This window comes from Pseudomonas coronafaciens pv. oryzae str. 1_6, assembly GCF_000156995.2.
GTDB classification, from domain to species: Bacteria; Pseudomonadota; Gammaproteobacteria; order Pseudomonadales; family Pseudomonadaceae; genus Aquipseudomonas; species Aquipseudomonas tremae.
This window is the reverse complement of the sequence record NZ_CP046035.1, coordinates 1,729,285-1,742,844: the sequence shown is the minus strand read 5'-3', so window position 1 is coordinate 1,742,844 and position 13,560 is coordinate 1,729,285. Positions and strand designations below refer to the sequence as shown.

The 13,560-nt window shown below is 57.2% G+C and carries 14 protein-coding genes; 5 read left to right on the top strand and 9 right to left on the bottom strand.

The genetic code is table 11. The features are described 5' to 3' along the window. Positions 1 to 5: 5 nt before the first annotated feature. From cynS to POR16_RS07865, 3 genes are all read right to left on the bottom strand, one after another. The gene (gene cynS / locus POR16_RS07875) at positions 6 to 473 is read right to left on the bottom strand and encodes a cyanase (RefSeq protein ID WP_005890043.1); all 468 of its coding nucleotides are present in this window, start codon (positions 471 to 473) and stop codon (positions 6 to 8) included. Between the two features lie 110 nt (positions 474 to 583). Beyond that, positions 584 to 1,411, bottom strand: coding sequence for a protein-glutamate O-methyltransferase CheR (gene cheR, locus POR16_RS07870; protein WP_005890042.1), 828 nt, complete (start codon positions 1,409 to 1,411; stop codon positions 584 to 586). 51 nt (positions 1,412 to 1,462) lie between these two features. Beyond that, positions 1,463 to 2,389, bottom strand: a complete 927-nt coding sequence (locus POR16_RS07865; protein WP_005890041.1) for a chemotaxis protein CheV — start codon at positions 2,387 to 2,389, stop codon at positions 1,463 to 1,465. 78 nt (positions 2,390 to 2,467) lie between these two features. On the opposite strand from POR16_RS07865, the gene flgA reads away from it, so the two are divergent. The 4 genes from flgA to POR16_RS07845 all read left to right on the top strand — a co-directional run bounded on the left by flgA (position 2,468) and on the right by POR16_RS07845 (position 5,047). Beyond that, positions 2,468 to 3,226 (top strand): flagellar basal body P-ring formation chaperone FlgA, encoded by a 759-nt coding sequence (flgA, locus tag POR16_RS07860; RefSeq protein WP_005890040.1) that lies wholly within the window; start codon positions 2,468 to 2,470, stop codon positions 3,224 to 3,226. Between the two features lie 160 nt (positions 3,227 to 3,386). Further along, on the top strand, positions 3,387 to 3,701 hold the full coding sequence (gene flgM / locus POR16_RS07855; RefSeq protein ID WP_005890039.1) for a flagellar biosynthesis anti-sigma factor FlgM: 315 nt from the start codon (positions 3,387 to 3,389) through the stop codon (positions 3,699 to 3,701). A gap of 49 nt (positions 3,702 to 3,750) precedes the next feature. Beyond that, positions 3,751 to 4,218 (top strand): flagella synthesis protein FlgN, encoded by a 468-nt coding sequence (locus POR16_RS07850; RefSeq protein WP_005890038.1) that lies wholly within the window; start codon positions 3,751 to 3,753, stop codon positions 4,216 to 4,218. Positions 4,219 to 4,300: 82 nt separating this feature from the next. Beyond that, positions 4,301 to 5,047, top strand: a complete 747-nt coding sequence (locus tag POR16_RS07845; protein WP_005890037.1) for a flagellar brake protein — start codon at positions 4,301 to 4,303, stop codon at positions 5,045 to 5,047. 66 nt (positions 5,048 to 5,113) lie between these two features. Here POR16_RS07845 and POR16_RS07840 read toward each other — a convergent pair whose 3' ends face one another. The 3 genes from POR16_RS07840 to POR16_RS07830 all read right to left on the bottom strand — a co-directional run bounded on the left by POR16_RS07840 (position 5,114) and on the right by POR16_RS07830 (position 8,888). Next, positions 5,114 to 6,505, bottom strand: coding sequence for an MFS transporter (locus POR16_RS07840; protein WP_005890036.1), 1,392 nt, complete (start codon positions 6,503 to 6,505; stop codon positions 5,114 to 5,116). Between the two features lie 54 nt (positions 6,506 to 6,559). Next, positions 6,560 to 7,801: a glutamine synthetase family protein gene (locus tag POR16_RS07835; protein WP_183132239.1), complete on the bottom strand. Its 1,242-nt coding sequence runs from the start codon at positions 7,799 to 7,801 to the stop codon at positions 6,560 to 6,562. A 175-nt stretch (positions 7,802 to 7,976) separates the two neighbouring features. Continuing rightward, positions 7,977 to 8,888, bottom strand: coding sequence for a class I SAM-dependent methyltransferase (locus POR16_RS07830; protein WP_042932195.1), 912 nt, complete (start codon positions 8,886 to 8,888; stop codon positions 7,977 to 7,979). A 233-nt stretch (positions 8,889 to 9,121) separates the two neighbouring features. Here POR16_RS07830 and POR16_RS07825 point away from each other — a divergent pair, with 233 nt between their 5' ends. Beyond that, a complete protein-coding gene (locus POR16_RS07825; protein WP_053481196.1) occupies positions 9,122 to 9,931 on the top strand; it encodes a glycosyltransferase family 2 protein in 810 nt (269 codons plus the stop codon). Positions 9,932 to 10,138: 207 nt separating this feature from the next. Here the strand turns inward: POR16_RS07825 and POR16_RS07820 are convergent, their stop codons facing one another. From POR16_RS07820 to POR16_RS07810, 3 genes are all read right to left on the bottom strand, one after another. Further along, on the bottom strand, positions 10,139 to 10,834 hold the full coding sequence (locus tag POR16_RS07820) for a sensor histidine kinase (protein ID WP_024670757.1): 696 nt from the start codon (positions 10,832 to 10,834) through the stop codon (positions 10,139 to 10,141). Next, positions 10,831 to 12,432: a tetratricopeptide repeat-containing response regulator gene (locus POR16_RS07815; RefSeq protein ID WP_005890030.1), complete on the bottom strand. Its 1,602-nt coding sequence runs from the start codon at positions 12,430 to 12,432 to the stop codon at positions 10,831 to 10,833. Before POR16_RS07815 ends, POR16_RS07820 begins: the two co-directional genes overlap by 4 nt. Positions 12,433 to 12,827: 395 nt before the next feature. Beyond that, positions 12,828 to 13,502 carry a TIGR04211 family SH3 domain-containing protein gene (locus POR16_RS07810; RefSeq protein ID WP_024670759.1) on the bottom strand — a complete coding sequence of 225 codons (675 nt, stop codon included), beginning with the start codon at positions 13,500 to 13,502 and terminating at the stop codon, positions 12,828 to 12,830. Positions 13,503 to 13,560 lie beyond the last annotated feature (58 nt).

Below are 13,560 nucleotides of genomic sequence, written 5' to 3'. Positions count from 1 at the left end.
CGTCCTCAGAACGGCTTGTAGGGCAGGAATTTTCCATCGAGGGTTATCACGGCTCGCTCACCCCCTTCTGGATCTTCGACTTTCTTGATGTCGAGCTTGAAGTTGATTGCGCTGATGATGCCGTCGCCGAACTGCTCGTGTACCAAAGCCTTCAGCGTGGTGCCATAAACCTGAACCATTTCGTGGAAGCGATAGATTGTCGGATCACTGGAAACGTCTTCGACATTGCCGCGCAACGGGATGGTTTGCAGTTCTGCGACCGCGTCTCTGTCCAGCCCGAGACGCTCGGCGACCACCTCGGCTACCGCTTGCGGTAGAGGATGCTGGCCGAGCAGCGCTGCAGTGACGTAGACCACGCTCAACCCGGTGTCATTGGCAAGCGCCGCCCAGGTCAGGTTCTTGGCTGCCTTGGCCTGCAAGACGCGTTCGGTCAACTGCTGGCGCGGCGTGCTGGATATATTGCTGTGTGGCATAACTCATTCCTTTACGGTTTGACTAAATGACACCCTCAGCAATACCACATTGAGACGCGGAATAAAAAAAGAGACCCGAAGGTCTCTTTATGAACAGCACCCAGCAGTTATTACTTGGCCTTGTAGATGATCCCCGGGCTGCACTGAACCATCTGGTAGTGGTCCGGCAAACCGTTGAGCGCTTCGGAGGCGCCCAGGAACAGGTAGCCGCCCGGCTTGAGCGTGCCGTGGATGCGCAGCAGGATGTCTTTCTTCACTTCTGCCGAGAAGTAGATCAATACGTTGCGGCAGAACACGATGTCGAACTTGCCCAGCGCCGAGTAGCTGTCGAGCAGGTTAAACGAGCGGAACTCCACACGGCTTTTGATCGGCGCCTTGACCACCCAGCGGCCCGGGCTTTTCACGTCAAAAAAACGCTGCAGACGATCAGGTGAAAGACCGCGACCAATCGCCAGGCTGTCGTATTCGCCGGTTTTGCAGTTATTGAGCATCAAGCCTGACAGATCGGTTGCAACAATCTGCGCGCCCGACTTGAGCTGGCCCGGGTTGGCGCGTTCGAACTCATCGATGGACATCGACAGCGAATACGGTTCCTGACCCGACGAACAGGCTGCCGACCATATGCGCAGGCGCTGACCAGGGCTTGCCTTGATTTGCTCGGGCAGGACCTTGTTCTTCAATACCTCAAACGGGTAGGTATCGCGAAACCACAGGGTTTCGTTGGTGGTCATCGCATCGACCACCTGCTCACGCAAACCACTGCGCGGCTGGGTCTGGATACGCTGGACCAACTCGCTCAACGATTTGATGCCTTGCTGCTCCATCAATTTGTTGAGGCGGCTGGACACCAGGTACTGCTTGTTTTCCCCAAGCAAGATGCCACAGGCTTTTTCCAGAAATACCCGGAACTGATCAAAATCCAAATTACCCGTAGACAAGGTGCCGCCTCTCAAATCATGTGAATCACCGGGGACGACGCCCCCGGCTGATTATTCTGCTGCATTGATCCGCGCAACAACCCTGGCGGCAAGGTCATCAGGCCGGAATTTGGCGAGAAAGTCATCAGCGCCAACCTTCTTGACCATCGCCTGGTTGAACACTCCGGACAACGAAGTGTGCAAGGTGATGTGCATCTTCTGCATGCGCGGGTCATTACGTATCGCCGCAGTAAGGGTATAGCCATCCATCTCCGGCATTTCAATGTCGGAGATCATCATCAGAAACTCTTCTTCCGGTTTTTTGCCTTCCGCGACCAGCTTGAGCAGGTAATCCAGCGCCTGACGACCGTCGTTGAGTGCTACCACTTCCACCCCGACAGTTTCCAGGCAACGACTGACCTGCTTGCGAGCCACAGAAGAGTCGTCGACCGTCAGCACGCGCATCGACACGGCCTTGTGCTTGACGTCTGCATCGATAACACCCACCGAAATCTCTTCGGAGACCGGTGCCACTTCGGCAAGAATTTTCTCGACGTCGATGATTTCCACCAACTGATTATCGACACGGGTCACGGCCGTCAGGTAGTGATCGCGCCCGGTGCCCTTGGGCGGCGGATGGATCTCTTCCCAGTTCATATTGACGATGCGTTCAACGGAATGCACCAGAAAACCCTGAACCTTGGTGTTGTACTCGGTAATGATGACGAAGGAATTAACCAGCGAAATCATCCCGGCGGAGCCTGTCGCCATTGCCAGATCCATGATCGGAATGGTGCCGCCCCGAATGCTGGCGACGCCCCGGACGATCTTGCTCGATTTGGGCATGATGGTGAGTTTGGGGCATTGCAGTACTTCTTTTACCTTGAAGACGTTAATCCCGTAGAGCTGCTTGCCGTCGAGACGAAACAAGAGCAGCTCCAGGCGATTCTGACCCACCAGCTGAGTTCGCTGGTTTACTGAATCCATTACACCTGCCATGCCGAACCCCCTAACCAAAATGACCGCCACCCGTGCACTCGATCAACAAGCGGCACGGGCTTTGCTATTTGTAATTCCATGAACGCAAAGACGACAATTTCTCGACACTTCGCATTAAAAACCCGCAGGCTTCTGTGCGCAATCGCTCTGCTGTGCCTTTGTGGCGCCAGCAACCTCGTCCGTGCAGAGAATTTCACACTGCCTGAACAGCTTATCGGCGTCACCCAAGGGTTTCTTGAGTTCACAGTAGAAGACTATTTGGCAACCAACCAGATTGATGGACGTCATGACATACAGGTAAAGCAGCTGGACCCGCGTTTGCGGATGGCTGCATGCGACAAGGATTTGACAGCCAGCCTGGAGAGCCCGCGTCCGGTTGGCCGGGTAACAGTGCGCGTGCGCTGTGAAGGCTCCTCGCCGTGGACAGTGTTCGTACCTGCCCAGGTTCAGCTGTTTCGCAACGTCGTGACGGTCATGCGTCCGCTCAAACGCGACGCCATCGTGACCGAACAGGACGTTGCCATGCGCGAGCGTGATGTGAGCAGCCTGGGGCAGGGATTTCTGGCATCACTTGATCAGGCAGTCGGTCAGAAGGTTGTCCGACAAATGGTCATCGATCAAGTCGTCACTCCTGTGGCACTCGAGCAGCCGCAGATGATTCACAAGGGTGATCAGGTGGTGATCATCGCCCGCACCGGTACGCTGGCGGTGCGGATGCCAGGGGAAGCGATGTCCGACGGCGGTTTCAACGAACAGATCCGGGTGAAGAACCTCAATTCACAGCGGGTGATAAAAGCCAGTGTCACAGGCCCTGGTCAGGTGGAAGTGGCCATGTGATGCATTGATGCTGGCGCAAAGGGTGGGTTTTTTTTAGACTGCGGAGAATGTCCGACGGTGGAAAGCATCTATTGAGAAGCTTTATCACAATCCGCCTAAAGTTTAATTGGGGTTGGCCGAAAACAAGGCAAGCGTCCAAACACCCAGAGGTTTTTCAATCATGGTCATAGATTTCAGTCGCCTTAACAATTCACAAACTGTCTCTAGCACGAACCGTGCCAGCGCCAATAAAGAAACCATTAAAACCGATGCACTAGCACCTGCTGCCACCGCAGGCGTCAAGAGCACCGGGGAAACGTTTTCCTTGAGCAGTGAGGCTCAGCAGTTGCACAACATCACGGACAAGCTGAACGATCTGCCAACCGTCAACAGTGCACGCGTCGCCGAGCTCAAGCAGGCCATCGCAGACGGTAGCTACAAGGTCGACAGCAACCGTGTTGCCAGCAAACTGTTGAATTTCGAAACCCAACGCTAAGCCACGGCTCGCGCTGGATATTCTGGACGCTTAAAAACCAGAGCATGCGATGCAAGACACTAATTTGCTGCAGATGTTCACCGATGACATTGCTTCGAGCCGTCAGCTACTTGAGCTGTTGCAGGCCGAATCAGTGATACTTCATGGCCGCGACATGGGCGATATGGAACAGGTACTGGCGCAGAAACAGGCGCTGGTCATTCTGCTCGACCAACATGGTCGCAAACGCAGCCAGTTGCTAGCCAGTGTTGGCCTGCCTGCAAATCGCGACGGTCTCCAGCAACTGGCCAGCCAGTCGGATATCGGTGAGCAATTATTGACGGCGGGCGACGAACTGAACGCGTTGATCAATGAATGTCAGGTTCTGAATGATCGGAACGGCAGTCTTATTCAGTTGCAACAGGTCAGCACTGCCCATCAGCTGCGTATACTGAACGGCGGCGATACGCCAACGCTCTACGACAGTCGCGGTTCAACTGCGCTTAGAGCAAAACCCCGCCCTCTGAGTCAGGCGTAACTTCCTGTACCAAGGTGTCGTGCGTAGTGGCAGAATGCCTGTTGTTGCGTTGCCGTAGTATTTTGCCTGGAGATTCAAGAACGTGAATGGCTCAAGCGCGGACGATGCTCCGCAGCCCCCCAAGGTCCTCAACACACCTTTGGAAATTGCCGCAAACCTGCGGCTGCTGGTCGAGAGTCATGATCCGCTGATCATTACCTTCAATGAGCGCGCCCAGCGTTTTCAGAGCTACCTCCTGGAAGTCGACCGCGATAGCAACACCATGGCGCTCGACGAGATGATCCCCCGAGACGGCGAACGCTTTATCGGTAATGGCGAATCCTATCGCGTAGAAGGTTTTCACGACGGCGTGCGCATTGCCTGGGAAAGCTCGGCGCCCATGGAAATCCTCGAGATTGATGGCCAGCGTACGTACCGCGGCCCGATGCCCGATGAAGTCATCTACCACCAGCGTCGCAACGCCTTCCGCGCAGCCCTGAAGCTGGCTCAGCTGGTTGATGTCGAGATCGGTGGCGAGCGCATGAAAACGACGCTCACCGGCAAACTGCTGGATATTTCTGCCACCGGCTGCAAATTGCGTTTCGAAGGCGACGTTTCCGACCGTATGCAGTTGGGCCAGGTCTACGATCGTTTTATCGCCAAACTGCCCTTCGGTGCCATGACCGCTCCCGTGGAGCTGCGCCATCTGCACTTCGAAGAAAGGTTTCACACTACATTTGCCGGCGTACGCTTTCACAACATGAGCGGGCTGGTGCAGCGTCAGGTCGAACGATTCGTCTATCAGTTACAGCGTGAAGCACGTCGCTTCGACAAAGACGACGACTTCTGACAGCAAAGAACATGTGCCAATGATTGCGGCAGCCATGCCGCAATCACATCCCCCCTTCTGCTGCCCTCAGGCCTTCCAGGTCTCGTTCTCGCCCTCGCGCACTTCCTCCGCCACCTCAGGCTCGACGTCAGCCACCGCTTCCGGTTCAAGCTCCGACTCTGGCTCCGGTTGTGGCTCGACAGTCTCTGGCTCGACGGTATTCTGCATCTGCTCCTGGACCACCTGCTCATCCACACGCGGATCGAGCGCCACCACCAGTGGTGAACTGGACATACTGTCCGGCATCGCAACGTGGTGCAGCGGAGCGTTCTCCACCTGGTGCAGGTGAGTGACAGCCTTCGGCCTGATGAGCAATACAAGAATCGCCGCAGCGCCGCAGACAAACACATACAGCATGTGGCCGCCGAAAACCTTCATGACCACACCCGCTGCCAGCGGGCCGATGCTTGCGCCGATACCGTAGGTCATGAGCAGCATGGCCGTCAGCGACACACGACGCTCGGCCTCGACGTGGTCATTGGCAAATGCCACCGCCAGCGGATAAAGGCAGAATTGCATCAGCGATGCCAGAAAACCGACACCGAACAACACTTCAACCGGCACGCTGGGGAATACCGCCAGCGGCAATGACGCCACCACTAGCGCAGCCGCAAACACCCGCATCAGCACCGAGCGATCATAGCGGTCCGAAAGCAGACCCAGCGGCCACTGCACCAGAAAGCCGGCCAGAATGCAGCAACCCATGAACAACCCGACCTGTTCGGTAGACAGCCCCTGTTCGGCGGCGTAAACGGGTGCCAGACCATAGAACGAACCGATTATCAGACCTGCGCCAAGCACCGCCGTCAGTGACTGCGGAACGCGCTTCATGAAGAACCGGGGCTCCAGCGGAGCCGGATGCAGAGGCGCCGGGTGAATGGCGCGGGTCAAGGCGACGGGCACCAGGCACAGTGCAAAACACAATGCCACCAGCATCAGCAGCTCAGGGCCCAGTTGCGGGTGAACCACCAGCACCAGCTGGCCAAGCACCAGCCCCAGGTAGGAAGCGATCATGTAACCGCTGAACACCATGCCGCGCTGCTTGGCCTCGGCCTGTTCGTTGAGCCAGCTCTCGATGACCATGTATTGACACATCATGCCCAGGCCGACGATTACCCGCAGCACCAGCCACGCTGGCAGCCAGCTGATAAGGCCATGCCCAAGCACAGCCGCCCCGACAATCCCGGCGCACGTGGCGTAGGCGCGAATATGGCCGACACGGCCAATAAGACGGTGGCCGATCTTGCCGCCCAGCACCAAGCCGAAATAGTTGGCAGCCATTAAAGCACCCACCCACAAGCTGTCGACCTGATCAGCCGCCAAGCGTAGGGCCAGATAAGTGCTCAGCAGACCCGAGCCGATCAACATCATCAACGAGGCAAAATAAAGCGCTCGAAAGGATTTCCAGATTTGGCGCATCAACTTTCCAAAAATAAGGAGTCGTCCGAATGGACAAGCCCGATACTGCGATTCTTAAACCTGAGCAGCCAGAACGCGCCGTTCCCAGGGGGTGATCTCGTCGAAAAAACTGCTCAGTTCCATAGCCTTCGACGCGACGTAGCCTTCGATGAATTCATGACCAAACAGTTCCTTGGCCAGCTCACTGCTTTTCAGACGTTCGAGAGCGGCATGCAAGGTACAAGGAAGTGACAATTCTTCCGGCACCTCGATTTCGCCTTGCATAGCCGCAGTCGGCTCCAGGCCCTGTTCAATACCGTACAACCCCGCCGCAAGGCTCGCCGCAATGGCCAGATAAGGGTTGGCGTCTGCGCCCGGCAGACGATTCTCCACTCTTCTGGCCGCCGCCGCACTCGCCGGAATACGCAGTCCGGCGGCGCGATTATCGTGGGACCAGCAGGCATTGTTGGGCGAGGCATAGGGATGAAACAGGCGCTGATAGGCATTCACATTCGGCGCGAACAATGCCGTGAAATCAGCCATGCAGGCCTGCTGTCCGCCAATGAAGTGGCGGAAAGTGGCTGTCGCCTCGCCGTCGGCGTTGCTGAATACATTGAGTCCGGACGCTATCTCTACCACGCTCTGATGAATATGCATCGAACTGCCCGCCGTATTGGCCAACGGTTTGGCCATGCACACCACCATCAGACCGTGCTTGAGGGCGACCTCTTTGAGCAGGTGCTTGAACAGAAAGGTCTGGTCGGCCAGCGTCAACGGATCGCCGTGCCACAAGTTGATCTCGAACTGACTGACGCCCATCTCGTGCATAACCGTGTCACGTGGCAGTCCCAACGCCGCCATACAGGCATAGACCTCGGCAAAAAACGGCCGCAGACCGTTATTGGAACTGATGCTGAACGCCGAGTGCCCCGCCTCGCGGCGCCCGTCCAGACCGACCGGCGGCATGAACGGCTGATGCGGGTCGGGATTGGGCGCAAAGACGAAAAACTCGAGCTCGGTGGCGACCACCGATGCCAGGCCGTGACCGGCGTAGCGGGCAACCACCGCCTTTAACTGGTTGCGGGTGGATAGCATGCAAGGCTCGCCGCTCAGGTCAACGGCATCGCAGATCGCCAATGCCCTGGGCTGATCGCTCCAGGGCAGGCGGTGGATCTGCTGGAGGTCGCTGACCAGCGCCAGGTCGCCATCATCGCTGCCGTAAAAGCGCGCCGGGGGATAACCACCCATGATGCATTGCAGCAGCACGCCGCGCGCCAGTTGCAATCGCCGCCCTTGCACAAAGCCCTCGGCCGTCATGACCTTGCCGCGCGGCACGCCGTTCAAGTCGGGAGTTACGCACTCCACTTCATCAATGCCCGACAATAGCTGAGCCAGCGAGTGGGGATCATTGCGTGTCATGGGTCAATCCTTTGAGGGGGAGCTGCAAGTCTGAAGCGACTGGCTTCAAGCCTCAAGCATTAAACCTGTCCCGTCAAAGCACCGGATTGTGGAAAGGCGCTCCGGTCACTTCGATGAACTCCTTGCGGTAATCCTCGTTCTCCGGGTCGACCACGAGGGCCTGACGCAAGAACTCGACGCCTTCGGCGAAATGACCCAATTCACGACTCAGGGCGCCAGCCAGATGCAGCCTGTTGGCGTCGAAAAAATTGAAGGACAGCAGGATTTTGGTCAGGGTCAGCGCGTTTTCGAGCTTGCCCTCCATGAGCAACTGATTGAACTGTGCATTGAAACCGGCGATATCCTGCCATTTTTCTGCCGACAAGCCTTCAACCTTGCGCAGCACGATGGTGTGGCCGTTGCCTACTTTCGAATCGCTCTCTTCCACGCACTCGATGTACCACGACCCCAGACCTGAAGTGTTCACATGGTTGACGGCGCGAATCATGCTCTGCAGAGAGAACACCTGGTAGTGACCGCGCCATTCACCATCGGCGACGGTGGTCATGTCGACCTTGTTTTCATAGTCTTCGATCATTTGCGCCAGCGTCGTCAAACGACGAGCGCGGTCTGTCCGTGCGGCGGTGCGCTTGGGGAATATGCAGAAGAAAACGCCACCGTTCTTCAATACCCGAAGGGCTTCGACATAAGCGGAAAACAGGTTGGGAACGTGCTCGATGACGTGTGAGCTGATCAGGTAATCGACCGACGAGTCCGCCGTGTGGATGCATTGAAAGTCGCCAAGCATATCGACTGTCGAGACACCACCCGACACCTTCATCTGTTCAACGAAGTACTGCTGATAATCCTCCATGTCACGAGGGTGCAGGAACTCGACACCGTTGCACGGTGCGACGTTCAGACAACTGGGGAGGTTGAAAGCGTTATGAGCGGCTGCTCCCAACTCGATACCGTGCCCCTGGCAGTACTTATTAGCTAACAGCATCACCTACCCACCGCTCATCGTATATTGGATACAGCCTTTCCGGGGTGTCGGCGGTCCCCGGCAAAACTTTAGCCGGTACAGGCCCGAAGCCCCGCCCGCCGGGGCATTGGCGCAAATATTGCAGACCACCAGGTACGCATAATGATTTACGTCAGCGTAGCCCTGAACACGGTGCCAACGCTGACGCAGGCCATGAAAAATCAGGTTAACGCTCAAGAGAACAGAGGATCACCATGATTGATGGTCAAAAGGTTGGCTGCGGGATCGTCACGTATAACCGTCCGGCACTGCTGAAAAAACTTTACGATTCATTGCCAACCGACATCATCGACAGCATTGTCATCATCAATGATGGCGACGAGTACCCCGAGTTCTCTGCCTACGGCAGCGAGGTTTTATTCAATAATGAAAGCAACCTCGGCGTCGGAAAGTCCAAGAACAGAGCGTTGTCGCGACTGATGGAGGCTGGCTGCGAGCATTTTTTCCTCATCGAAGACGACATCTACATAAAAAGCCCTGAGGTGTTCGAGCTTTATATACTGACCTCGACTCTGACCGGCATACAGCACCTGAATTACAGCCAGCACGGTTTGATGAACAAGACGCCGGATGGCGAGGCCAATGCAGTGTGCAAGATTGATTATGGCAATGGCATCAATTTGCCATTATACCGTCATTGCGTCGGGGCGTTTTCGTACTACTCGAGGCGCAGCCTGGAAGCCGCCGGGTTGATGGACGAGACGTATCACAATGCGTTTGAACACGTCGACCACACGCTGGCCATCATCAACCAGAATATGCATCCGCCGTACTGGTTCTTTGCCGACATCGACAACTCCCAGCTTTACCTCGGAGACGAGCCCTGGACGCTGGAAAAATCAACGATTTCGTCCAATACCCTGCACCGCAAAAACGCCCTCGAAGCTATCGAACACTTCACGCTCAAGCATGGCTGTTCGCCGATTAAACACCCGCTTGCCTCCAATCAGGAACTGATGGAGAGCCTCAACAGCATCAAGCAGAACTTCGGCCTGAATATCTGAGCCACGATTGTGTCGGAGAATCACTGCCCCCAGGGTTCTGTACGAAAAGTCGGCGAGCGAAGGTCAGGTAAGGCAAAACAAGCGAGGAGCGGCCGGGGTCGCGTTCGACTCTACGTGTTGTGAATGGGCATTCCGATTGGACTCTCATCCGAGCCTGTTCTTAACGCAGCATCACCGAGCGCAGCCACTTTTCGTACAGAGCCTAATTCAAGGCAGTGTCATGCTGAACAACGCACCTCCCAGCACGCCACCATTGGCAATCTCGATACGCCCCTGCATGCCGCCTCGCGCATGCAGTCGCGCGATGTGCGCGGCAAAATACAGGCCCAGCCCGGTGCTGCCACTGCCCTGATTTATCCCCTGCACGTAGTCGGTCTGCTGCTCGATCAGGTAGGCCGGGTAACCCGGGCCATCGTCGTTGACGGTGATCTTCAATTGACCGTCTGCCCCGGAAACGCTGACGAATATCTGCTCGCGGGCAAAACCGATAGCGTTGACGATGATGTTACCCACCACCGAACCCACCAGTTCGCGGTCGAAAAAGCCCAGCGGGCTCACGACATCGATGTCGCTGCGGGAAACGATGCCACGGCTGGCCAGCACGTCCTGATGATGGGCCAGCTGCGCTTCGATGAAATCGTCCAGCTCGTGATAATCCGGACGCAGCGGCATCTGGTTGACGCCGAGTTTGTACAGGCCCAGCAACTGCACCAGCATGCCGTTCAGGTTGGCGAACTCGTACTCAATCACACCGTGTTCCGGTGTGTCGCGCTGCTGAACAGAAAGCTTCGCCAGCCACTCACTGTGCGCTTGGGTCAGCGTCGCCAGCGAATTCTTCATGTCATGCACGGTGGAGGCAATCACCATCGAGAAATCAAGCCCCTGCTCCCTCTCTTCACTCATGCGCCAAACGCCCTCTCCCTGAGTTTCTGATAACGCTCAAAACGCGGGTCGCTGTCCGGGATCTTGCCGACCATGGTCAGGCTGGCCCGGCATTCGTCCAGGCCTGCCTGGCCCAGATTCTGGCCGGGATGGAGCAACGACTGCGCCATGTTGAGCGCAATACTGAGATTTTTTGGCTGCAACGCCAGAGCGCTGCGAAAAAATGCCTGTGCTTCGGTGAGGTTGCCGGACTTGTAGCTGCGTACGCCTTGCAGGTTCAAATCGCTGGCGGCCTTGTTGGCGCCCAGAATGGCAGGGTCGTCAGTCATGCTGGCGACGCTTTTCATCACCGCCGGGTCATCGCCGTAGACCTGCGCGCAGTGCTTCAAGACACCGGCACCCGCCTCTTCCTGCCCCAGTTGCTTAAGCTGTGCTGCCACCATCAAGGCGGCGTCGGCACTGAGGAACAGCTCCGACCCATCGAGTCGGGCCATAGCCTGCTCGGTGAGTTTGGCGGCAGCTTCGGGGTCCGAGTGTTGCAGGCTGGAAGCCTTCATCAAGCGCGTACGCACTTGCAGACCTTCGTCGTTGCTGTGCTCCTTGGCGACTTCGCCCAAGGCATTGTTGACCTCGACCCTGGTCCGCGCATCAAGGCCCTGCTCGCCACCTTTGCTGATCAAGGCATGCGCCAGCCCGAGGTTGGTTTCAGGGTCCTTGAAGCGTGAATGCTGCCCTTGGGAAACCGCTTGGCGATAAGCCTTGGAGGCACTCTCGAAGTCTTCGTTACCCAACGCCAGCTTGCCCAGCAGCCTTTGGCGGCGGACCGCCAACGGTGACAGACGCACTGCACTTTCGAGCACAGTCTGGGCGCGCTTGGCATCACCAAGGGCCACCAGCACGTCAGCCAACCCGTCGAACAGCGCGGGCATGATCGGAAAAGCCTTGATCCCCTGCTCGTAGACCACCAGCGCCTCGGCGGCCTTGCCACGCTTCAGCAACAGCCTGCCCAGCGCGCCATATGCCCAAGGGGTGGCGCGGTCGGCCAGAATAGTCTTGAGGAAGGCTTCCAGCGGTTCGTTCTGCTTGAGGTCGCGCAGAGCCTCGGCCTTGTAGCGGAGACAAAGCGGCGCATAACGTGGGTCCTGCTTGATCAAGGCGTCGCAAGCGGCCAGCACCTGGGCCGGATTGCGCTGGTCGAGCGCCTGCAGAATCGGTTTGAGCAGCGTCTTGCGCTGCACAAGTTTTTCCAGGCGCTGAGCCAGGCCGGCCCGATTGAACGGCTTGGTCAGGTAGCCGTCCGGCTCCCACTCCAGCGCGCTCATGACCATGGCCTGACTGTTTTCGGCAGTGACCATGATAAAGACGCTTTCATGACTCAACAGCCGCTCGACCATCAGGTCCTCCAGCACCTGCTGACCATTCTTGCGACCATCGCCAAGGTTGAAGTCATGCAACACGAAGTCATAGCGCTTTTGCGCGCACATGCGCAAAGCTTCCTCACCGGAGTCGGCGGTATCCACTTCCTTGACGCCCAGCTCACGCAGCATCGACCTGACTGAACTGCGAAAGTCAGAGAAGTCATCAACAATAAGAAAGCTTTTTTGGTTGTACGCCAGCATCCGGATTCCTGCACAGGAGAGGTAAAAATACGAGCCCTGACAGCCCCGAGAGCTACTCGGACCGGGCTCGGCAGCACGTCTTTCAAGACGTGCTTGATAACTGATAGCTGACTGATATTCAGGCAAAGCCCTGCGCCGCTATCCCGCGTAACGGGACAAGGTTTGCAGCGACACTCAGTTTTTCGACCACCCGGACAAAAACTATAGCGCAAACATGCACTTCGCCTGTTGTGTGCGAGTCAGTCAGGTGCAGAATTTGCGAGCCGGATCGTATAGGCAGAAACAGGAAGGGTATTGCGGGGAAGCGGATCGACGAATGAAGGTAGGCGTCATGCGACGCACAACTTCACGGGTAGCATGCCGACACAGGGCGTCGGCATGCCTGCGTGACGCGCTTAGACCCAGCCGTCGTTCTTCTTGCGGCCTTTGGTCAGAGCCGGAAGAATCAGACCGACCAGCAGCCCGGCACCGGCGATGCTCCCGCCGTAGACCATGTAACGCATCATTACCTGCTTGTTCTCGTCGCCAAGGCGCGCCTGGGTAGCACGCAATTCGGCTTGGGAGTCCGCCAACTGATCGTTGAGGGTCTTGGTCCGCGCTTCGAGCTCATCGACCAGTTTCTTGCGCGCATCCAGAGTCTCCTGCATGCCCTGCACGCGGGTTTTCCAGGTGTTGTCGATACCGGCCAGTTGTTCGGTCAGCTCGGCGACCTGCTGGGTCAACTGCGGCACACGCTCGGCCTGGCCAGGGACCTCCTGCAAGTCACTGCTGGGAATCCACACGGTGGACCCGCCTTCGCCGCGCACCTGGCTGAACTTGCCGGAGTTGGAGAGCAATTCGACCTTCTGCCCGGATTTCAGCGTACCGACGATGCGATGGTCATCCGTTGGCCCACTGCGTACGTAAGTGGTAAGGCTGTCGCTGACCCAACGCTCGTTGCCCGCCGCCTGAGCGTTACCAGGAACAATCACGGTAAGTACAGCACCGAACAGGCCAGCCCCCAATAAACGACGTGACACGGAGAACAGGCCAGGGGCACGGGAAAGAAGTGCAGGAAGATGACGAGACATGGCGATAATTATCTTTATCCGGAATGAAAATAAAGCCTCGTTGAACGGGCCGGCTTAG